The sequence below is a fragment of the Ruminococcus sp. zg-924 genome, from assembly GCF_024433635.1.
Classification (GTDB): domain Bacteria; phylum Bacillota; class Clostridia; order Oscillospirales; family Acutalibacteraceae; genus UBA7067.
Genome location: NZ_WNJZ01000005.1, coordinates 59,871 through 79,422 on the forward strand (window position 1 = coordinate 59,871; position 19,552 = coordinate 79,422).

The following is a 19,552-nucleotide window of genomic DNA, read 5'->3' on the forward strand; positions in this document are numbered from 1 at the left end:
TTCTTATTTCCATTTGAGGTTGCTTTGCTGTGGTCGCAGGAAGGTAGCTTCCACGTCAGCTTGAAACTGATGCCAACGCAAAGCTTCCGTTTTTAACATCGGTGCATCAATAAATCCAAGTGCGTGTGCTTTCACCGCAAGCTGATTGATGTTGTTGCCGATGGCGGACAATTTTCGCATTTCTTCATAGAAATTGCTGTCCGGCTTTTCTCTTGGCTCATAGCCTCGAATCAGTAAGCGAACCACCGCCGTTTCTGAAATTCCTGCGAGCTCTGCTTTCCTTTTAAGCTCTGCCACCTCTTGGGGTGAGAGCCAAAACTGTTTCTTAATTCTTTTATTCATAATCGTTCCTTTCCTTAGAGGTTTTAGGAGACTTCCTAACGAGTTTTTACTGTTTGGGAGTACAAACAGTCTGCTCGCTGCGTCGTTGCAAGCTTCATATCCTTCGTTCTGCCGCAAGCGGCAGAACTCATTCATTTCGCTGCAACTCCTTTCCCCAAAAAGTCGTTTGACTTTTCGGGGACCCCGAAATTCGCCTAAAACCTCTGCTCCGTTTTATTTACTTCAGTAAGTCCTCTATCACACTTAGTCGATGGAGGATTTCGCTTTTTTCAAGCGAGTCCAAATCCTTTTTCAGTTGTCCTATCAGTCGAAAAGTCTTGTAGATTTTCTCATTGGTTGCAGCTTTTACATCTTTTCCAAGCCCCAATCTTCTGAGATATTCTGACAGAGAAAGTCCGCAATAAAATGCACTTTCGTTAAGCTTTTCTTTTTCGGCGGGTGTTACTCTTACGTTAATTCCTTGTGTTTTACTCCTCATAAAAAATCTAATCCTTTCTGTTGTTTGTGACGACAATGACGGTTGTGACGGTGTTTTCTATATAGAGATCTCGCTGTCATTTCCGTCACCGCTGTCATTCATTACAAGTCGAATCAAGCGGCTTGTCCCTGTGCGTTTCGTTCTGTACTCAATGCCTTGCGGTGCTAAAACCTCTGCTGAAAACCTTGCAAGAAGTTTCGTTACCACGTTCGCCGTGACTTCGGTTTCGTTCATTTCGATAAGTAGTTGACTTGCTGTACCTTGCCAAGTTTTGTGCAAGGCTATGAACTGAACGAGCCGAAAAAGAAAATCGGGGATCTTTTCACGTTGAAGATCATCGGCATTTTTTCGTTCCACAAGCTCCCATAAATGCGTACCGTTATCGAACTTCAAAGTCAGCTCCTGATACTCGATATCTCGTCCCGTTGCAAGGAGTGTCCCCATTTCACTGGAGCGACTTCGCTTCAAAATAAAGCTCGTATCGGCGGCTCCCGTGATGCCCGTCGAGCCTGTTACTTCGTTAAACGGATCGTTTGCATCCTTCATCTTGCGAACGTGATGGACTACCACTACCGCTATCCCGAACTTCTCCGAAATGGTTTTCAGCGCCGTGATATCGTCGTAATCTCCCGCATACATTCCACTTTTACCAAGAGTGTTTCGAGAATCACGCACCTTCTGAAAGGTGTCGATAATCACAAGCTTTGTGTTCGGAAAGTCCGTTAGATATTGTTCGATCTGCTGCTCCAAGCCGTTCCCGATTTGATAGCTTGTGGTGGCAATTCGAAGCTCGGCAGGTGCTTCATCCGTGAGCTGGTACAAGCGGTTTTGTATGCGAATGTGGGTATCCTCCAAGCATAAATACAACACATCACACTTGTGGGTTTCAAAATCCCACACAGGATTTCCACGTGCTACTTGCATACCAAGCCACAGCATCAGCCAGCTTTTACCGATCTTGCTTGGGCCTGACAACACGCTCAATCCTTGGGGTATCAACCCTTCCACAATAAACAAAGTCTTGCGAAGCGGTGTTGATAACAAGGTATCCGCATCAACTGTTTTTAGCTTTTTAACTTGCATTTTTCTCACCTCCTTCCTCCATAACGTAATTGATGACATTGACCTTCGGTATCTTAAAGGCATTTCCAATTTTGATGCCGGAGATATATCCGTCATTAATCAGGTCATATACCAAGTGTCGGCTAATGCCCAGCATCTTCTGAAGCTGAGCAACGGTTACGATGTCCGGATAGTCCGGAAACATCATCTTGTAGAGTTCTCTTAACTCTGATTTTCTCATAGCTTTTTAACCTCCTTTACAGCTATGTAAGAAGGCAGCTATCGCAAGGAAGCAACGCCTACGGTAACTACCTTTGCCGTTCTATCCGAACATCGTTCCTGCCCCGGGCTCTCACCGGAACGTTTTGTTTTTCTTGGCACGCTTGCTTTTTCGGAAGATCGTGGCATACTTCCCTGAAAAACATATTCTGCTCGGACGGTCATTTAATTGTAACGAGGGGCTTTTCTGTTTTTATCCCTCTACTTGTTCCGAATGGGATCAGGGAATGTACACCCCCCTCTACAGAAAAAAATTTTCAGCTAAAAATAAAAAACAGCCGGAAACCCTTTATTTACGGGAATTTTCGGCTGAAAAAATATTTTGAAAATTTTTTGAAATAGATAGAAAAACGGGTAAGAATCTGCTATAATGATAAAAAGGTCAACTTATGATATGACGGTGATGCTATGATTTTAAAAAGAATACCCGACAAACTGAAAACAGATATTGAGCTGTTTCGCTCATCTCATACCAACACTAACGATGTGATGTTCTTCTCGGCAGATTCGGGAATGGGCAAAACCTATGCGGCGTTATCTTACTGTGCCGAAAATAAGGATAGCCTGTACTTTTCTTTTCGGCATATCAGCGCTGAGCTTGCTCTAAAAACATTTGCGGAGCGTTATCCCGACATCTTTAAAGATTATACAAATTGGATAACGTTTTTTGATTCTCTGCGGATTTATGGCGAAGAAAAACGCCCAATAGTCTTTTTTGACGACGTGGGCGAGCGAAATGATAAGAATGATTTTTATGCTGCGCTAAAGAAATTTTTAGAAGAAAGTTGTTCTTGCGGAGTGCTTGTAATCTTAATAGGCAGACCATGGGAACAAATTGAAATTCCCTGTAAAACGGTATCTATAACGCCATATTCAACGCAGGAGATTTCCGAAACGCTGTCCGTAAGTGACAAAGAATCGGTAAACATCTTTTCTTTTACGGCAGGCATTACTGAGCTTTTATCCTTATACGACACAAGTCTATCTTTTGAGGAAAATGTAAAGGTGGCGCTTCACATTAATTCGCCGTTTTACCGCTTAATGAATAATAAAATGTGTGAATGCTTCCGAACACCCGAAAGCTACAATACACTATTATATGCAATGGTAAAAGGTTATAATCGAATCAGCGAATTGGCAGCGTTTTCAGGTTATCCAAAAAACAAATGCGATAAATACATTAAAACTCTGTGTGAATTTGGTCTTGTTCGAAAAGAACCCGAAAGAAACGGTCATACAAAGTATTATCCGGCAAATAGTTATATTGCGCTGTGGTATAAAACTATGCTGACCGCCGTCCCAAATGCAGACGGAAGCTTTGGCGAAGATGTTTATGAGCGTTTTATGAGATATTTCAGCGATGTTGTTCTTTTCGCATTTTATAAAGAAATGTGTGCCTATTGGTTGGAGAAAAACATTAACTCTATTTCGACCGAATACATCGATACCAAAGATTTAAGCTATCAGAACGTCAAAGTCGGCGATGTGACCTTTGATTTTGCCTGCGAGAAAAAACGTGCAGTATATGCGTATTACGATTCAACTCCCGGTGGAAAGCTTACGCAAAAGCTCTGGAAAGAGATTGAGAACAGTACTACAAAGGACAGACCGTTTTACGAGAATGAATATGTCATCTGCACCGTAAACCGTGTGCCGGACAGTTTTTGGACTTTGAGTAAGCGTTATGATAATGTGCATATCGTTCAACTTAAATCTCTTTTTGCTACATATAACAAAGAATATAACCGCCGAATGCACCCACGCTTTGTTCCATCGTTTGTGTGAAATCAGTATGGATGCCAACAGCCCGCAAAAGTATTAACACTAAAGTTCTAAAGTGTCAATTTGATACTTTGGAATGGATTTAAAGGGTAAATATGGAGCAGAAACAGCAAAAGGTCGCACCATCCGATGCGACCTTTTGCTGCTCTTTATTATACTTTCAGGACGTCAATGTCCTCAAACATAAACTGGATTTTATCGATTTTCTTTGCCGTGTGATAATGTCCGCAGTACCAACGCTTATAATTGAGATTTTTCTCAATTTTCCCAAGCCACTCCTCTGTACTTTTATCAACTGTACTTTGGTCAAGTCCCTGAATAAAGATCTCGACAGGTTCGTATTTTATGGGACAGGTGTGTGATAGGACAATATCGATTTTGTTTTCTCGGTGGGTAAGTTGCTCCTCTACATACGATTTGATTTCCTCAGAGGGCTGTTCGTTTTCGAACCACGCCCAGCCTCTCGAAAGGCGGCAAAATTTATCTACGCTGTATGCACCGCCGATTACAATGCAGGAATACCCATCAAAGTTATAAACTTCTCCGTCCTTTGCGAAAAGGATCTTTGGATACTCCTTCTCATACCAAACTGTTCCGCCGCAGTATTCCTTTGCTTGATATGTTGGAATATCCGTTGGACGCATTTCGTGGTTTCCGTGAATGCAGAACGTCGTAAACGAAAAGCTGTTCACAAAGTGCTTGCGGGTTTCATCTTTCCAGCCAGTGTAATAGTTCAGCCCTGCATCGCAGAGCACGATCATTGTATCATTCTCGGTAGGTTGTATTCGCTCCTCAAATTCGATAAAACGCCCGAAATCGCCGTGCGTATCTCCGGTTATGTAAAACACAATAATTCACCATCGCAAATAATTTGCTTTTTGACTCTTTATAGATATTTCTCTTTAAGTAGCTTTGCTACCCGAATATGTGCAATATTTGAACTTTTATATAATTCTTCAACGACCTCAGGAACCGTCTTCTCAGAGAATATACCCTTATTTTCTTTTTCTGTGTCGATTCCAAAATAGTTCAAAAAGGTCTTGCTTAACCAGCCTTTATATTCTTCCGTTCTAAACAACTTTTCCTCTATTGCTGTTAAACTTAGTCCTTTAAAGAGATAATAGTATATAATTTCAGGTACAAGATCATCAATACTTCTGTGATTAAATAAATCATATGTCTTAAACATAAAAATTCCCCTTTCATTATGATAATTCAACCAATCCATTTTTTTATGGTAGTTAAAGATAAGTTCTCAATACCGTCTAAGCAACAATCATATTCTGCATTATATACTCCCTCAGGAGTTTTTTCGGCGAAATGCGGGACATTTGCTGCATCAAAAAACTTGATATTATTATCTAGGTATATTTTGTCATACTTAATATCTTCAAGTAACTCTGAATCTATTTGAGTTGTTATGGCATCAATATGAAGCATTAATGCATAATTATCCGAGAAAAGAGAGCGCATTGAAGATATGACATCGCCCAAAGAAATGCCAAAGTCGCTTTTCTGAAGCATTATAGATGCAACTTTTATATCGTAAAGTTCGCTTAAAAGTTGGTCATGCTTAAAATGATGCGTACGATCTGTTTTTAAAGTGGATTTAATCTCTAGTCTTTTTTCTTCATTTAACGAGAAATCGAATTTCATTCGATTTCTTGACTGCCAATACTTGCTAAGATCAATCCCATTATTATAAAAATATTGTATTGTATATAGTTCTGCGAATAGTCCTTGCAGTTCCATCTCTGAAACTCTTTTTTTCTTATCGAATAATGTTGAGAGTGATGAAAAGAGTTTTGGCAAATAATATTGGTCATTTTCTGTTTCTTGAATTGCAAAAGCGTATGTTAGTCGTATAAAAGCTTCAATTTTTTCTTTGCTATGATCTTTACATATAAGAAGATGCATGGTTTTTTTCTGCAATACGCCATCAATAGAAAAAGTGCAGTTTCTATTATAAAAAAACTTTAGGGATCTTGTTTCCTGACAAATTGAATGTGTCTTTTGAGAAACCGAAGAAATCATAAATACTATTCTGCTCTGACTGTCAATTCCATAAAAACATTTTTGATTATCTGCCGCAAAGACCATGTAGTCCACTTCGGGTATGGTTATGGCAGAAATTCTGTTCATAATATCATTATATGTCATTTTTTCTCACCACCAATCTGGACAATTCGTTTGCACACCACTCTGGCATATACATTGCCAAAACAGGAGAATAAAACTTAGTGCTCCCATTATTACTAGGCATAATATAGTGAATTTGCAACTGTAGATGGTCAGGCTCTTTATCTGCTAAACTACGATCCCCTTCATAGTAGGAGGGACTTGATGTATTAGGATTTCGACCTTGGAATAACTGCTGAATTGTGCCATCCTCGTTTATTTTACGAATGGAGTGCTCTTTATCACGTACCCAAACAATGTCGATTTCAGGATTCAGTTTAAGTTTTCTAAGTGCCTCATATAATAACTCAAAATACTCTTTGTTGAGTATCTCTCCGTCTGCGTATTTTAGATCAAATAGAACCTTTTCGCATAAATCAAAAAAAGATTGATTTCGTATAATAGCATGGATCTGAACGGGATTATATTTTTCAGTTATAACCAGATCTTTATTATCGTTACGATACTTCATAATAATTTGTTTGTTAAATTCCGCATCGAGTTCAGAAAAGTTAAATAATTTCTGAGGTTTCCACTCAGAGAGCTCATACTGTTCAGTTCTTGCCACATTTCTACGGGTAAGTTGCAAAAAAGCACTTCTCGCTAAAGTAAAGATGCGCGGCATGTCTTTAAATGGAATTCCCCGATCTTGAGCTCGTTCAATAGATGCCCACATATCTTCATCATGCTCTAAAATGCTAGTGAAATCGTCTTTAATATCTTTTGTAGTAAAGACACGACAAACGTCAAGGTATTTTGCTTTATACCCAAACCAACGAGCTCGCTGCTCTGTGTTGTCTACATTACTTTTTCCTTTTGCCCGTCTTGTTATATATGTAACAGAAAGACCTTTAATCGTTATTCCACGTTCTACTAGGTTGCCGCCAACAAATATGTTAGTTTTGTATAGGGCGGAATTTTCGCTGGCATTTTCTTCACTATTGCAAATCAAAACAGGTGAACATTCCTTGATTCGGTCAAGTATTGTTTTTTCAAGTTCGTTAAAGGGTACGCAAATTACACCATCATTAACAAATGATTGATATGCATTTAAAAGCTGCTTTTGAAGCGATATATAAGAGATGTCATTTCTACCGGAAAGTTTAATTTTTGCTTTGGTTTTCCAGTCAGATAGGATTGTTTGAATTTTGTTTACAACAATTCTATGATCATATTTCTTTTGACTTGGGTGAATGAGCATCGCATGATTCCCAACATCTCCTCGACTTCTTCTAATTGCATTACCTACAAAAAACATCGCCATTGCATTGTAAACAGATTGCGGAACGCCAACATCATCCAAAAGATTGCCTTCTGTGGGCGGAATTTCATATATAAATTTATCACAATTTTCCCCATGGAACTCTTGAAGACCGCAATAGCCTTCACCCGGATAGACTAATTCCCCGAAATCAGGAGCAAGTTTGTCAAATGCTTTTATCAAAATATTTGCCTGTGGGGTTGCTGTAATAGATAAAAAGCAATGTCGATTTAATCTGTTTTTCAATTTTACGACAGATTCATATGTTGTACTCATAGAATTCAAATATGCTTTGGCATTTAAGGTGGCTTGATCCCCTTCATCATCAATAACAAGTATTGGCTGATTAGCCAAATAATTATTATCAAAAATTTCAGCAATTTGATCTATGTGCTTATAATGTTTCAATCCTACTATAATCACTTTACGACCATTTTCTATAAATTCCTTAATTTGCTCAGGATTAATAAGGGATTTATTATCATTGGTTTTCAAAACTGTAAGTTTTTCCGCATCAACATTAAATGCAGATTTTATTCGGGAAGCATTTTGCTTTAACAGTTGGAGCGTATTCCCTCCTAAAACTACAGCAATGTTATATCCGTTATCAAAAGCCAATGCAAGAACTGAAATGAAATTTGAAGTCTTGCCGCTCTGAACCTTGCCGATTACAATACCTGTTTCCGCAACGCTGGTTTCGTGTTGGGGATTCGGGCATCTACTTAAAATGCGTGTGGCATTTGAAAATAATGAGTCAATCGCTTCCGGTGTCATATCATCATTGATCATTTGCCTTTCAACGTTACTTCTAAAATAACCATCAAATTTAATAGTCCATGGTGTCTGGTTATCATCTAGAAGAGCAACGGGAATCAATTCATTAGTCATCAATTATCACCCTTTCTGACGCTGTCTAGAATTTCGTTCATTTTCACTCTTATATCTCCTGCGTCAATTCTCCCGTCGGGAGATTGCATAAAAGACTCTACCTCAGCAAGCACTAAAGAAATCGCCATTTTCATCATTATTGGCAAAAATTCCTTTTTTTCGATTAGCGGTTTAAAAAAGGAATGTCTCATATTAATTGATAAAGTGTATTCATGTTTATCATTATTTTCCACCAACAACCAGTGTGCGGCAGGACTTGACATATCGAGAATTATATGAAAAAGATATGAAATCCCCTTGTAAGTGAAAGAATAGTCAACATGGCTTCCGCCCTCTACCGCAACACAATCATCGTCAGCAACAACCTCTTCCGGTTCATTTTGTGATTCGCTTTTAGAGAATTCCGGCGTATCAGACTCAAGACTTGCAGGAGTCTCAGATTTCTCCGAATCATCAATAATTTCTACATTTGCGTTTTCAACAACTCCTGAGTCTGATAGCCCCTGAACTGCAGCATTTACCAGATCATTTGTATTTATTTTTTCCCGCACTCGAATAATATCAGCTTTCCGTCGATAGTCTTGGGTTAATTCTTTGAGTTTGTCAATAAACGCTTCTTCTAGACCGCTATTATGCCAATCAAAGTTATCTTTGGCTTGTGTTACTGGCCAATTGTCCATGCTTAACTCGCCGTACAAACGTTGCCAAGCATAGGAGTTTGAATCTCCAAATAACTCACTGGGGCGATAATTCCCCTCGGTTCCTCCAATTATTACCCGTCCACGCCGCAAGAGGGTGAATCCGGCATCTTTTACACTACCGGGTATCCGAATGGCAACAAATCCAGAAACTTTTAACTGCTTGCCTTCGTGGTCTATTTCAAAATCAATTTCTTTCTTCCACTCTTTAATTTGACCATTAATTTCTTCTTTAAATACAGGTGCCTCCTTGAATTGGAGAAGGTTACCATTATAATATATTTTTACATAGCCACTACGAATATCCTCTCTATATGTACTGCTTAATAACTCCTTAACCTTTCCAATTGTACGAGAGCCTTTTATTTTTTTATTTAGATTTCTAATGACGATTTTAGTAAAGTGATCTTTGGAACTAACTATTTCTTCTTGAACATCAATCTCTTCTGTTCGGTATTTTCCAAGTTCATCAATATTGATTTCTGTGTAATATTTGTTTTTTGAGTTCAAACGCGTAGACTCGACAGACCACAATGATCCAAACCAGCAAGCCGCAGTTTTCAGCCCCATCCCAAACTCATTGCGCCCAGTTGTATTTTGTGGGGGTTTATCAAGTATGACTGCTCGCTGAAAGTCAGACCATTCCATTCCGTATGCATCATCACAGATCTCAATCCTATCGCCACCGTCTTTATCTTCGATATAATCAATGGTAATGCACAAACCTTTTGCATATTTTTGGGACATCAATTCATCTTTATGATCATAAAAACTTTGTGTTGAATTATCCACGAACTCGGCTATAGCAGTCCATGGTTGATAACTCAGTCTTTTATATGTAGCATATACACTACTGGTAGGTCGAATATTGATTTTTTTAGCCATTTGTCTGCACCTGCCTTTGTGTTGTCTTTTTCCCTAACCTAAACAATTCGCTTGAAAACATACGGAGTAATTCAACATTTACCGAATTACCCAGCTGCCGGTATGAAGTTGAATCAATATCACCAAATTCATAATCCGAAGCAAAACTTTGGAGTTTTGCAGCCTCCTTTGGTGTAATATATCGATAGTGATTAGCATCCCTATCCCATATAATTGGAGTGTTTTTCATCGCCACAAGAGATGGAAAATAATTTGGACGCTTTACTCGTACTCCCGATTGTCTAATCTGAATTATTCCATCCTTTATAGATGAACAGTCGGTTCCAGCATTCCATTCAAACTTCTGATGTATTAATAATCGATCACACATATGATATTTTTCTAACCAGTTTTCAATAAACTCTATATTATTAACATACATAGTTCGGCTTTTCATCACTAGCTCTTTTTTCCAATCCGGCATTTCTTGAAATCCAATCGTTTCATCATTCTTATACTCATCTTCATCATATATACCTATTCCTGCCTTATGAATCCAAAAAGGACTCGCTAACCCCTTTATATTGGCTCTGAACTCTTCCCAAATATTGAGTAACTCTTCAATCTCATTAGAAACATAATATTTGGAATCCACATTTTTATCTAGAATATAAGTCAAACAATTACCATTTTCAGCGCATGGATGCTTTTTTTCGTCTATATGTAGCAACTTACGTGATAAGAAGCCATCAGGAAGTTTAATTCGTTTGTCGATGACGGATTCTTTAATTCCCAAGATGAAAACTCGTTCACGTACTTGCGGAATTCCAAAATGATGAGGAGATTCTATGATAGGCTCTTCTGTTATAATAAAACCTTGATCCTTTAATTCTTTGCAAATAATAGTCCAATTTTCATCCTTGTCTGCTAAATTTCGAACATTTTCCAAAATAATATATTTACATTCGGGATGTTCTCTTAGTATATCAATGATTCTGTAGAATAATTGACCTCTTTCGTCTTTCCAACCGTTATCTTTTTCAATCACATCAAACCCATTTTGAAGTCCTGCTTTTGAAAATGTTTGGCACGGGAAACCACCGCACAGTACATCAAATTGAGGAATGATTTTCTTCTTTATTGCAGATTTTATATCTCCAGCAATAATAAATTCATCATTCTTACAGAAATTTTTTTTATATACTTCTCTACATTGCAAACTTATATCACAAGCAAATACACAGTTCCCTCCTAGTGAGATCATCGCTTGATGAAAGCCACCTATGCCGCAGAATAAGTCAATAAAGGTAAAATTGTTATTGCCTTTATGCCTTCGATCCACTGGTTTGATTGCATCTTCTGGAATCATCCAACCCATCTTGGTGTCCTTATACGCTCCGCTTATTCGATTTTCCCGGCACAACTTAGAAACCATTCCAGTTCCAAGTCCCCACTCTTTAGCTTTATCTGCAATCCGACAATACTGCATAGGATTTTTACTCTTCTTTCTTTTTAATTCACTAATTTATCTCTGTTAAGACATTTCCATAACTCACTAGCGTCACATTGCCCATCTCATTTGCTTTATCAATGCACCCTTTGGTGAATCCAGACTTTGCAAAGAGATAGTAGTGCACCTTTTTGTATGAGAACAGTTCGCTGCGTTTCACAAGCGTTTCTAAAACGCCGAGATCGACTTTCTCATTTGTCCATTTACACTCTCCGAAAAGAGCCGTGTTTTTATCCTGCTCTGCCAGAATGTCGATTTCTGCTTGACTTTTTTCTACGGGATCGTTACCCCACCAGCGTCCGAGAGAGGAAAACTCGACCGGACATTTGCCGGCAAGCAATAACTTCCAAAGGTATTGCTTGCATATTTCCTCGAACGCTTTGCCCATATAGGCTGACAGATACGGTTCAATACGTTTATAAGCAAGATTCGCAGCTCCACGAGCAATAATAGAGTTGTTTTCCGGTATGAAGCGATACCAAAAACGGAACATATTATCCTCAATAGAGTAGACCGATTTACGAGATGCTTTTTCGCCGTATGGCGTTTCTTTTTGAATGATACCGAGGGATACGAGATTCTTCACATAAGCCGAGCAGATATTTGTATCCTCGCCGACTTTGCCGGAGATCTCGGACATACGAGAAGCGCCTGTTGCAATCGCAGTAATGATTGCGTTATAAAGAGCCGGTTCCCGCACTTCCTGCTTGAGTAAGTTTTCAGGCTCCTCAAAGAGGGCAGAGGTAGGATTCAGATAGGTGTTTTTAATGTTATCCTCAACACTCAGCGCATCGTTCATCTGAAGCAGATACTGTGGTGTGCCGCCGACAATTCCATAGATCAGTGCCTTATCCTCATCTGAGAAATTCTTAAAGTAACGGCAAGTCTCGTCAAAGTCAAAGGGGACAAGCTTCATTTGCGCTGTTCTTCTGCCGTAAAGCGGAGCTTTATAGGCAAGGACGTGATCCTCCATATAGGACATAGAGGAACCGCAGAGAATCAGCATCAGTTTGGAGCTATCTTTATATTTATCAATTAGTAGCTGAAGTGTTGAGGCAAGGCTTTTGGACGACCGTGCAACATAGGGATATTCGTCGATAGCAAGAATCAGTCTTTCTTTTTCGGACAGTTTGAAAACATACTCTAAAGCTGCCTGAAAGGAAAGAAAGGAGGTCTCCGTTTCAATTCCGGTGTTATACTCAATGATGCTTTTGCTGAAGTTTTCGAGGTTTTGCTTAGCGTTACTTTCAACGCCCATAAAATAGATTGCGTTTTTGCCCTCGATAAACTGATTGATCAGTGCAGTTTTTCCGACACGACGCCGACCATATATTACGGTAAATTCAAACTTATTTGATGCATATAGCTTGTTCAGCGTTGCAAGCTCACGCTCTCTACCAATAAACATTGCAGTACCTCCATCTTAGAGTGATTACAGTATAACACATAAAAGCAAATTAGTCAAGTACGATTCGGCAACTCTTACTTGACTAAATCTGAAATATCTGAAAAATAGAAAACAAAACAGGTACAGGAGCTGTTTACTCCCATACCTGTTGATAATCCATTATATAAAAACTACTTCGGAATTAACGATCTCCCGAACTCTTGCTTGTATATTGTTCATTTTCTGTAACCACGCCATCTGATCAATTGCTTTGAGATGTTCGTCAATGCCTTCTTGTGCTGCATATTCATTTACCAACCGAGAAAAGAGATCTTGCGCTTGTTCTTCGATGTCTGCGAGGTGGGAATGTAGCTTGCCGGAAGTGAGCAGGTTGTAGTACAAGATTTTACGGTGGTGCTTCAAGTAGTTTAATCTACGCTGTCCCCATACACCGATGGGGCGTTCTTCTTCGGTGGGTGGGAGCAGGTTTGGCAGTTGATAATCGCCTTGCATCGTGTATGTACCGCCCTGCTGCTCAAATATTGATTTCATATGTAATCCTCCTTTACGATTCCTTCAGTAAGTCCTCAAACGGTGTTTCGGTTGATATAAAAGCATCATAGGCGAAGTTTGCGCCGAAACGAAATCCCATAATGAAGTTATTAAGGTTGGATTCGCCGTTGACGATGCTCCAAGCATTTGAGAAGTCGAGGAACCATTTCTTTTGTTCATCCTGAAGGGCGTTCGTGAGCTGCTCTTCGGTTTTGGACAGCACTGCCATTTCCTTTTGTACCATCTTATTCTTCTTAATGCTACGAGCCTGCGGATCAATATTTCCATAATAAAATTCTTCTATAAATCGTGCCATTGTCTGCACCCCCTTACGGCTATAGTGTAGCAAAAAGTAATTCGGTGTGCGATTGTGCAAATTTTGAAATCGCACATTGAAAAAGCACCCACCCGAAGGTGGATGCTCAGAAGCGGTTATTTTCTCCGTTCTTTCTGCATAAGGTGATGGAACTCATTGATCGTCTGTATATGCCAAGAAGTCTTACGGACAATACTGCGAAAATATGGTGAGCAGAAAAACTCAATTAGAAACACTTTTGGAATGTAATATTTATTATCTTTCGCAAAATGCTTGATATGCCCTTTGGCACACCAACCGTTGATCGTAGCCTTGGCATATCCGGTAAGCTTCACAACATCCTGTGCGAAAACTACATCTTTATAATCCGACAAAAGCTCGTTGTAATACGCATAAAGCTTCTTTGTTGTATCTTCAGATAGTTTGCCGGGGATTGTTGCAGTACAGTTACTTGCGTACCACCCTTTAGGTGCGGCATAGTATTCAGGGAATTTACCTTTGCTCTCCAAATACTTTTGCACATCATCTTTTTTGATTTTGTAGCATCGGGTTTTCTTACCCGAATATTCACACGGGACCACTCCGCTTTTAAGAAGATATAAAGCCGTGGATTTGCTGATGTGGCAGATACGATAGAATTGTTCTTTCGTGATAACGTCGGGAACTTCGTTCCAGTTGATCGGTCTGTGATATTTCATAGCAATACGCCTTTCGAACTTATTTGTCGGCTTGAAGTTCGTCCTGTGTGTATTGCCACGGTACGATGTTATGTGTTTGTTCTCTCCAAAGTTCTCTCTAATCGTAAAAATTCGAACTCAAGCGGTTTTAGGACACTTTTTTACTTGGAGTTCTCTCCAAATTTCCCAAGACCGTTCAAAATATACTCGATCAAACAGACCTTTGGAATCCTGTATGAGTTACCGATTCGCAGTGCTTTGAGTTGATGCGTCATGATCAGTTCATATGTAAAATGTCGGCTAATCCCTAGTATTTGCTGGACTTTTGCAACCGATAAAACATCAGGTTGATCCGGTAACATTGTTTTATAATAGTCCTCTGTTTTATTTTTGCTCATAAAAAAAGACTCCTTTTTTGACGTGATTTTGTTCTCTCCTGAGTTCTCTCCAAATAGTATTTTTACCCCTATTTTTGCCCATTTTTGCGTTTCTAAGGTAGTCAAATACGTCCAAAAGCCGCCTAAAACAGCCTATTCTTGATAAAATGGGCAAAAATCTCGAAATCAGTTGTACATCATGATACCGTGGGTTCGAATCCCACCCTCTCCACCAAAAAAGGACAAGAATATGTCCATAACAAAACCCCCGATAATCGGGGGTTTTGACGTTTATTTAAATATTACGGAGCATTGCATAGAATTCGCAATCAAACGAATACTTTAAAATTATTGCTGACTTATCCGTTTTTGTTATTTATTCTTCTTCATGGTATCACGTATTTATCATATAATACATAAATTGAAAAATGAAGGAGGAATAACGGATGAATTACAGTCAACAATCAAACAAAGACATAAAAAGATATTTATGCAATTATTATGAAATACTTGATGATATGATTATTGGAATGAACTGCGCAAAACTAACTGACAGCATATCCCACAATTTTATTATGCAAATGATACCGCATCACAGGGCTGCTATTGAAATGTCGGAAAATCTGTTGATGTATACAAATTTTGTTCCTTTACAGCGTATTGCGCAAAATATTGTGAAGGAACAAACCAAAAGCATTGAGAACATGGAAAGAGCTTTAATGAATTGTGAAATTGTTATAAATACGCAACTTGATTTATGCCGATACAAAAAGTGCTATGACCGGATAACACGGATGATGTTCTCACAAATGCGCAACGCCTGCTCTGATAACAATATAAATGCAGATTTTATGAGAGAAATGATTCCGCATCATCAAGGTGCTATTCGAATGTCGAAAAATGCATTGCGATATCCAATTTGTTCAGAACTTAATCCTATTTTACAAGCAATCATAAAATCACAGGAAAAAGGAGTACAAGAGATGGAGAGCTTGCTTAAGAAATTAGGATGCTAAAAATTCCCACAAAGGACTTGATTAACTGATAGATTTCATCAGAAACGCAGAATAAAGCTTGAATTACCTATTGATATTTCATCGCCGCTTCTGAGTCTGTTTGGAGAATAAATCTTCATACCGCCAAGATAAGTGTTGGAATTTTCGTTTAGATCCTCAATATAAACTATGCCATCCTTAAAAAATACTCTTGTGCATTTCGCAGGCATATTATTATCTTCAAACACGATATCACATTCATCGCCGCTGCCAATAAATAGTTCATCATAAAGCATAATCTCAGTATTGCCTTGCTTTAAGACACCGCAGATAACCTGAGTCTGTATTCTTATTGAGGGGCCTGATTTAATACTGTTTTTATTTTTCTTTGATTTTGAACGCTTTACAAAGATAAAGATAAGCAGTGCCGCTACAACAATTATTACAGCAGCTATTATGATGATTGGCAAGAAAGTGAATAAAGCAATTCCTTCAGTTGGTTCACTTTCAGAGTCACCCTGTGATGGTTGCAGAGGAGCAACGGTGTCTTTTGCAGTTATTTGCTCGGTTGTCTTCTCTGTAGCTTTATCAGTAGCCTTATCGGTATTTGATTCGGTGCTGTCTTCCTCTTCTGATGTTGAGCCTGACGGATTTCTCGGTATAAGATTTCCGCCTTCATCAAACAGTGGAATTGAATACGAATCTTCAACATTCATATTTCTGATGTTGCTTAGCTCTATACTCTCAGAATAAAGAGAATTTGCTGCTGTGGTTAAAAGCTCTGCATCAAAGCGGCTCGATGTATTTTTGATGTTACACCGTATGTCAACCCGAGAAAGGCTGTCAACAAATCCTGCAATTTTAGCTCCTGATTCAGCAGCGGCAGAAGAACTGTATGCTGTAAGGTCAATTCCGCTTCCGACAGATACAGCATCATAGGTCGAGTTACTCCATTCGCCAAAGCAAACGGTATGAATAACAATCTCTGAAATGTCCTTAACGGTATTTTTAGTCGAATCAGCAACTCTGGCAATTGCTTCGGGAGACCTTCCTGTGTCACTCATATATACATCGCCATCTGTTATCACAACAATATTTACAAGTTCCCCGGGTTGAGGTGTTTTGCTTTTTAAATAAGCAACTGCATCCAAAATGCCGTCACAAATTTCAGAGGCTTCCTGGATATATTTGATTTTATTGACTGCTTCTAAAACGTGTTCCTTACTTGTTATATTCTCTGCAAGTACTTCAAACTTTTCGCCCATAGTAGCGACGCTTACTGAAGCGGTTTGTTTTTCATTATTTAACAGTCCGCTGACAACATCACTAACTTTTGTTGCAGACGCCGGCATTGAAGTTGAAGCGTCAATTAAAAACATATAGCTTACTAAAGTGTCTGTATTGGTAATCTTTCTTGGATAGGCAGTTGTTTCTGTAACCGAATCATCAATCTGAAGATTAACCCTTGTGTTAAGAAACTCAGTTTCGTTTTTCGGATTGAGAAAAGAATAGAAAGTTTCCCCAAGATAATAGGAAGCCGTATTATCAGCAGGAGAGTCAGAAACAGCAGATGCATTAAGCGATAATGCAAACGGCATTATCAGAAGAAATATTAGAATTAATGATGTGATTTTCTTTTTCATGATATCTGTCCTTTCAAAAGGCGACAATCACTTAAGAATTATAGTGATTAAAGACAAGTTATCATTATCGCCCGGAATTCGTTCGATAACCCTTAGAAGCATCAGTTCTGCCCATTCCCTTGCAGTATCGGCTTTTAAAAAGTCGAAAAGAACCTCATTATCATACAGATACTCCCAAATTCCATCGGAGCACAGCATAAAGCCATCACCCAAGTTTAATTTTGCCGAAGCAAAATCAGGAGCACAGCTGTCTGATTTTCCGAGAACCCGCAACAGGCTTGACTGGTCTTCATCAGAGCCTATCTGAGCACGTGTTATCTCGCCACACTTATATTTTTTATATGCAACCGAATGGTCCTCAGTAATAGCCTTAATCTCACTATTGCTCAAATAATAAAGACGTGAATCACCAACGTTCGCCCAAAATGCAGAATCTGAGTCTATATTTAGAACAACAACCGTGCTTTTCATGGAAGCTGCTTTTTCCTGCTGTAATTCTATAATTTTAGTGTTAGCGTTCTCTATTGACTTCTGAATCCTTGCTTGTATTTCTGTATCAGTTTCTGATACGTCCGAAAGCTCTGAGAGGATAGTGTTCACAGCACATTCTGACGCTAACTCACCAAAACGATGTCCGCCCAATCCGTCTGCAAGAACGAAAATGCCACCTGTGTTGGTATTACTCATACCAACATAATCTTCGTTAAGCTCTCTGCCTCCGGGAGAAGAAAATTTGAAGCTGTCAATTTTCATCAGAGAATCACCCCAACTCCACAGCAATCATATTGCCAACCTCTCCGAGATAGAATTTGTCACCGGAACGCAGACGATAAGGAACTGCAGGAGTGAGCCTTGCACCGCTCTGAAGGAAAGTGCCGTAGGTTGAACGCAAATCGGTTAGAATAAAATCTTTTGTTGCCGGATCATAGGAAATTGAACAATGACGTCCACTTACACCCGGAGTATTATCGCTGAACACAATAGCGCAGTCCGCCTTACTTCTTCCAATAAGCACTTGAGTGCTGTTGATTGGAACCTTTAACCCTTTATGCTGTGCCGAAAGTGAGCGCAACATTGGCGTTTGAACAGGCGTTGCAGCAGCTATTGCGGCAGCCTGTTCAGCATTCTCTTTTTCAGCTTTTCTTTTGTTAACAGCAAGGAATATTATTACGCCGCCTGCAACCAGCACAACAAATACCACTGCAAGCACAATCCACAAGACCGTCATAGAATCAGAAGTTGAAGAATCAGAAGCAGGCTCAGTAGGTGTTACAGTCGGAGCTGCTATTGCCTGTTCAGCTGAGGTATCGGTTGCAGTGTTGGAAGCGTCAGAGCTGTTTTCTGCTATTGCAGTTGCACTGTCTGTGCTTACGGTATTATCTGAAGGGTTAGTATTCTGAGTTTCTGCTGATTCAGCTGTATATTTATAGTAAGGTACATTATTTTTATTAAGCATAGGAATTACTTCTGATATATTTATTGCATAATACAGCTTTGAAGTTGAAGAATCTGAATTATCTGAATATAACTTTGTGTTTACTCCAAGTACAGCACCGTCATCATTTACAAGAGGACCTCCTGAATTACCGGGGTTTATTTCACAGTCGATTTGTAGGTTTTCAACACCGGTTCCGGATTGAACGAACATTCTCGTTATTGAACCGCCGGTTACCGTAGCATCTGTTAGCCCCCATGATGTAGTAGAATCGGCAAGTATGTTATCCGATACGCTTGGAAAACCAACGGCATGTATGTTATTCTGACCGACCATATCATTAGTTGGCTCAAGAAGCGGAAGTGCCCTACGCTTTGATGTAGGAGCAGCAAGTTTTAATATTGCCAGATCTTTTACGCTGTCAGATTCAACCGGATAAGCTTCAACACAGTCTCCGGACTTAAGTGAATCAAAATACACATAGATTTTACAGCGTCCCGTCACATACTTACCGGCATCTTCTTTATTCTGAGAAAGATATTCAGCCGGTGCATTCACCAGTTCGCCTTTGCCAAGCTGTTCGTACATTTCTATTACGTGTTGATTCGTAATCAAGTGCTTAGGGTCTTCCCCATTGTTTCCTACAAAGAAACCGGTACCGGTGCTGGCATAGCCCACCCAACCATAGTCAGGATGTTCAAAGCATACAAATACCACAGCAACGCCGTCACGAGTATCAGCAGCCGAAGCAGGCATAACGCTTATGCCAAAAACAAGAACCAAAACCAACACAAGCGATAAAATTTTCTTTTTCATTAATATCTCTCC

General features: G+C 39.3%; 20 protein-coding genes. 2 read left to right on the forward strand and 18 right to left on the reverse strand.

Going from position 1 to position 19,552, the window contains the following annotated elements:
• Positions 1-3: 3 nt before the first annotated feature.
• From mobC to GMA13_RS03625, 4 genes are all read right to left on the reverse strand, one after another.
• The gene (gene mobC, locus GMA13_RS03610) at positions 4-342 is read right to left on the reverse strand and encodes a plasmid mobilization relaxosome protein MobC (protein WP_255882734.1); all 339 of its coding nucleotides are present in this window, start codon (positions 340-342) and stop codon (positions 4-6) included.
• 217 nt (positions 343-559) lie between these two features.
• On the reverse strand, positions 560-820 hold the full coding sequence (locus tag GMA13_RS03615) for a hypothetical protein (RefSeq protein WP_255882735.1): 261 nt from the start codon (positions 818-820) through the stop codon (positions 560-562).
• Between the two features lie 57 nt (positions 821-877).
• Positions 878-1,903 carry an AAA family ATPase gene (locus tag GMA13_RS03620; protein WP_255882736.1) on the reverse strand — a complete coding sequence of 342 codons (1,026 nt, stop codon included), beginning with the start codon at positions 1,901-1,903 and terminating at the stop codon, positions 878-880.
• On the reverse strand, positions 1,893-2,123 hold the full coding sequence (locus GMA13_RS03625) for a helix-turn-helix domain-containing protein (protein WP_255882737.1): 231 nt from the start codon (positions 2,121-2,123) through the stop codon (positions 1,893-1,895). Before GMA13_RS03625 ends, GMA13_RS03620 begins: the two co-directional genes overlap by 11 nt.
• A 446-nt stretch (positions 2,124-2,569) precedes the next feature.
• Between GMA13_RS03625 and GMA13_RS03630 the strand changes: the two genes are divergently transcribed.
• Positions 2,570-3,946 (forward strand): hypothetical protein, encoded by a 1,377-nt coding sequence (locus GMA13_RS03630; RefSeq protein WP_255882738.1) that lies wholly within the window; start codon positions 2,570-2,572, stop codon positions 3,944-3,946.
• 149 nt (positions 3,947-4,095) lie between these two features.
• Here the strand turns inward: GMA13_RS03630 and GMA13_RS03635 are convergent, their stop codons facing one another.
• The 11 genes from GMA13_RS03635 to GMA13_RS03685 form a co-directional block, all read right to left on the reverse strand.
• The gene (locus GMA13_RS03635) at positions 4,096-4,791 is read right to left on the reverse strand and encodes a metallophosphoesterase (protein ID WP_370687049.1); all 696 of its coding nucleotides are present in this window, start codon (positions 4,789-4,791) and stop codon (positions 4,096-4,098) included.
• Positions 4,792-4,829: 38 nt separating this feature from the next.
• Positions 4,830-5,132, reverse strand: a complete 303-nt coding sequence (locus GMA13_RS03640; RefSeq protein ID WP_255882739.1) for a hypothetical protein — start codon at positions 5,130-5,132, stop codon at positions 4,830-4,832.
• Between the two features lie 26 nt (positions 5,133-5,158).
• Positions 5,159-6,103 carry a PD-(D/E)XK motif protein gene (locus GMA13_RS03645; protein ID WP_255882740.1) on the reverse strand — a complete coding sequence of 315 codons (945 nt, stop codon included), beginning with the start codon at positions 6,101-6,103 and terminating at the stop codon, positions 5,159-5,161.
• Positions 6,093-8,270, reverse strand: a complete 2,178-nt coding sequence (locus GMA13_RS03650; RefSeq protein ID WP_255882742.1) for a Z1 domain-containing protein — start codon at positions 8,268-8,270, stop codon at positions 6,093-6,095. The genes GMA13_RS03645 and GMA13_RS03650 overlap by 11 nt, the downstream gene beginning before the upstream one ends.
• Complete coding sequence (locus GMA13_RS03655) at positions 8,270-9,853, reverse strand: ATP-binding protein (protein WP_255882743.1); 1,584 nt, start codon at positions 9,851-9,853, stop codon at positions 8,270-8,272. Before GMA13_RS03655 ends, GMA13_RS03650 begins: the two co-directional genes overlap by 1 nt.
• On the reverse strand, positions 9,846-11,321 hold the full coding sequence (dcm, locus tag GMA13_RS03660; protein ID WP_255882745.1) for a DNA (cytosine-5-)-methyltransferase: 1,476 nt from the start codon (positions 11,319-11,321) through the stop codon (positions 9,846-9,848). The genes GMA13_RS03655 and dcm overlap by 8 nt, the downstream gene beginning before the upstream one ends.
• Before the next feature lie 31 nt (positions 11,322-11,352).
• On the reverse strand, positions 11,353-12,750 hold the full coding sequence (locus GMA13_RS03665) for an ATP-binding protein (protein ID WP_255882747.1): 1,398 nt from the start codon (positions 12,748-12,750) through the stop codon (positions 11,353-11,355).
• Between the two features lie 159 nt (positions 12,751-12,909).
• Complete coding sequence (locus GMA13_RS03670; protein ID WP_255882749.1) at positions 12,910-13,281, reverse strand: TnpV protein; 372 nt, start codon at positions 13,279-13,281, stop codon at positions 12,910-12,912.
• Positions 13,282-13,294: 13 nt separating this feature from the next.
• Positions 13,295-13,597: a DUF6809 family protein gene (locus GMA13_RS03675; protein WP_255882751.1), complete on the reverse strand. Its 303-nt coding sequence runs from the start codon at positions 13,595-13,597 to the stop codon at positions 13,295-13,297.
• Positions 13,598-13,713: 116 nt separating this feature from the next.
• On the reverse strand, positions 13,714-14,295 hold the full coding sequence (locus GMA13_RS03680; protein WP_255882752.1) for a helix-turn-helix domain-containing protein: 582 nt from the start codon (positions 14,293-14,295) through the stop codon (positions 13,714-13,716).
• A 140-nt stretch (positions 14,296-14,435) separates the two neighbouring features.
• Positions 14,436-14,777 carry a helix-turn-helix domain-containing protein gene (locus tag GMA13_RS03685; RefSeq protein WP_255882753.1) on the reverse strand — a complete coding sequence of 114 codons (342 nt, stop codon included), beginning with the start codon at positions 14,775-14,777 and terminating at the stop codon, positions 14,436-14,438.
• A 320-nt stretch (positions 14,778-15,097) separates the two neighbouring features.
• Between GMA13_RS03685 and GMA13_RS03690 the strand changes: the two genes are divergently transcribed.
• Complete coding sequence (locus GMA13_RS03690; protein WP_255882754.1) at positions 15,098-15,667, forward strand: DUF305 domain-containing protein; 570 nt, start codon at positions 15,098-15,100, stop codon at positions 15,665-15,667.
• 38 nt (positions 15,668-15,705) lie between these two features.
• On the opposite strand, the gene GMA13_RS03695 is transcribed toward GMA13_RS03690, so the two are convergent.
• The 3 genes from GMA13_RS03695 to GMA13_RS03705 are packed head-to-tail and all read right to left on the reverse strand — an operon-like array spanning position 15,706 to position 19,540.
• Positions 15,706-17,289: a VWA domain-containing protein gene (locus tag GMA13_RS03695; protein ID WP_255882755.1), complete on the reverse strand. Its 1,584-nt coding sequence runs from the start codon at positions 17,287-17,289 to the stop codon at positions 15,706-15,708.
• Between the two features lie 27 nt (positions 17,290-17,316).
• Positions 17,317-18,042: a PP2C family serine/threonine-protein phosphatase gene (locus tag GMA13_RS03700; RefSeq protein WP_255882756.1), complete on the reverse strand. Its 726-nt coding sequence runs from the start codon at positions 18,040-18,042 to the stop codon at positions 17,317-17,319.
• A 7-nt stretch (positions 18,043-18,049) separates the two neighbouring features.
• Complete coding sequence (locus GMA13_RS03705; RefSeq protein ID WP_255882757.1) at positions 18,050-19,540, reverse strand: trypsin-like peptidase domain-containing protein; 1,491 nt, start codon at positions 19,538-19,540, stop codon at positions 18,050-18,052.
• Positions 19,541-19,552 lie beyond the last annotated feature (12 nt).

Excerpts from the sequence above, each read along its gene's own strand:
- GMA13_RS03630 (WP_255882738.1), top strand. The coding sequence starts at position 2,570 with ATGATTTTAAAAAGAATACCCGACAAACTGAAAACAGATATTGAGCTG.
- GMA13_RS03670 (WP_255882749.1), bottom strand. The coding sequence starts at position 13,281 with ATGAAATCAATATTTGAGCAGCAGGGCGGTACATACACGATGCAAGGC.
- GMA13_RS03680 (WP_255882752.1), bottom strand. The coding sequence starts at position 14,295 with ATGAAATATCACAGACCGATCAACTGGAACGAAGTTCCCGACGTTATC.
- GMA13_RS03655 (WP_255882743.1), bottom strand. The coding sequence starts at position 9,853 with ATGGCTAAAAAAATCAATATTCGACCTACCAGTAGTGTATATGCTACA.
- GMA13_RS03650 (WP_255882742.1), bottom strand. The coding sequence starts at position 8,270 with ATGACTAATGAATTGATTCCCGTTGCTCTTCTAGATGATAACCAGACA.
- GMA13_RS03695 (WP_255882755.1), bottom strand. The coding sequence starts at position 17,289 with ATGAAAAAGAAAATCACATCATTAATTCTAATATTTCTTCTGATAATG.
- GMA13_RS03640 (WP_255882739.1), bottom strand. The coding sequence starts at position 5,132 with ATGTTTAAGACATATGATTTATTTAATCACAGAAGTATTGATGATCTT.
- GMA13_RS03620 (WP_255882736.1), bottom strand. The coding sequence starts at position 1,903 with ATGCAAGTTAAAAAGCTAAAAACAGTTGATGCGGATACCTTGTTATCA.
- GMA13_RS03615 (WP_255882735.1), bottom strand. The coding sequence starts at position 820 with ATGAGGAGTAAAACACAAGGAATTAACGTAAGAGTAACACCCGCCGAA.
- GMA13_RS03625 (WP_255882737.1), bottom strand. The coding sequence starts at position 2,123 with ATGAGAAAATCAGAGTTAAGAGAACTCTACAAGATGATGTTTCCGGAC.
- GMA13_RS03645 (WP_255882740.1), bottom strand. The coding sequence starts at position 6,103 with ATGACATATAATGATATTATGAACAGAATTTCTGCCATAACCATACCC.
- GMA13_RS03705 (WP_255882757.1), bottom strand. The coding sequence starts at position 19,540 with ATGAAAAAGAAAATTTTATCGCTTGTGTTGGTTTTGGTTCTTGTTTTT.
- GMA13_RS03675 (WP_255882751.1), bottom strand. The coding sequence starts at position 13,597 with ATGGCACGATTTATAGAAGAATTTTATTATGGAAATATTGATCCGCAG.
- dcm (WP_255882745.1), bottom strand. The coding sequence starts at position 11,321 with ATGCAGTATTGTCGGATTGCAGATAAAGCTAAAGAGTGGGGACTTGGA.
- GMA13_RS03700 (WP_255882756.1), bottom strand. The coding sequence starts at position 18,042 with ATGAAAATTGACAGCTTCAAATTTTCTTCTCCCGGAGGCAGAGAGCTT.
- GMA13_RS03665 (WP_255882747.1), bottom strand. The coding sequence starts at position 12,750 with ATGTTTATTGGTAGAGAGCGTGAGCTTGCAACGCTGAACAAGCTATAT.
- mobC (WP_255882734.1), bottom strand. The coding sequence starts at position 342 with ATGAATAAAAGAATTAAGAAACAGTTTTGGCTCTCACCCCAAGAGGTG.
- GMA13_RS03690 (WP_255882754.1), top strand. The coding sequence starts at position 15,098 with ATGAATTACAGTCAACAATCAAACAAAGACATAAAAAGATATTTATGC.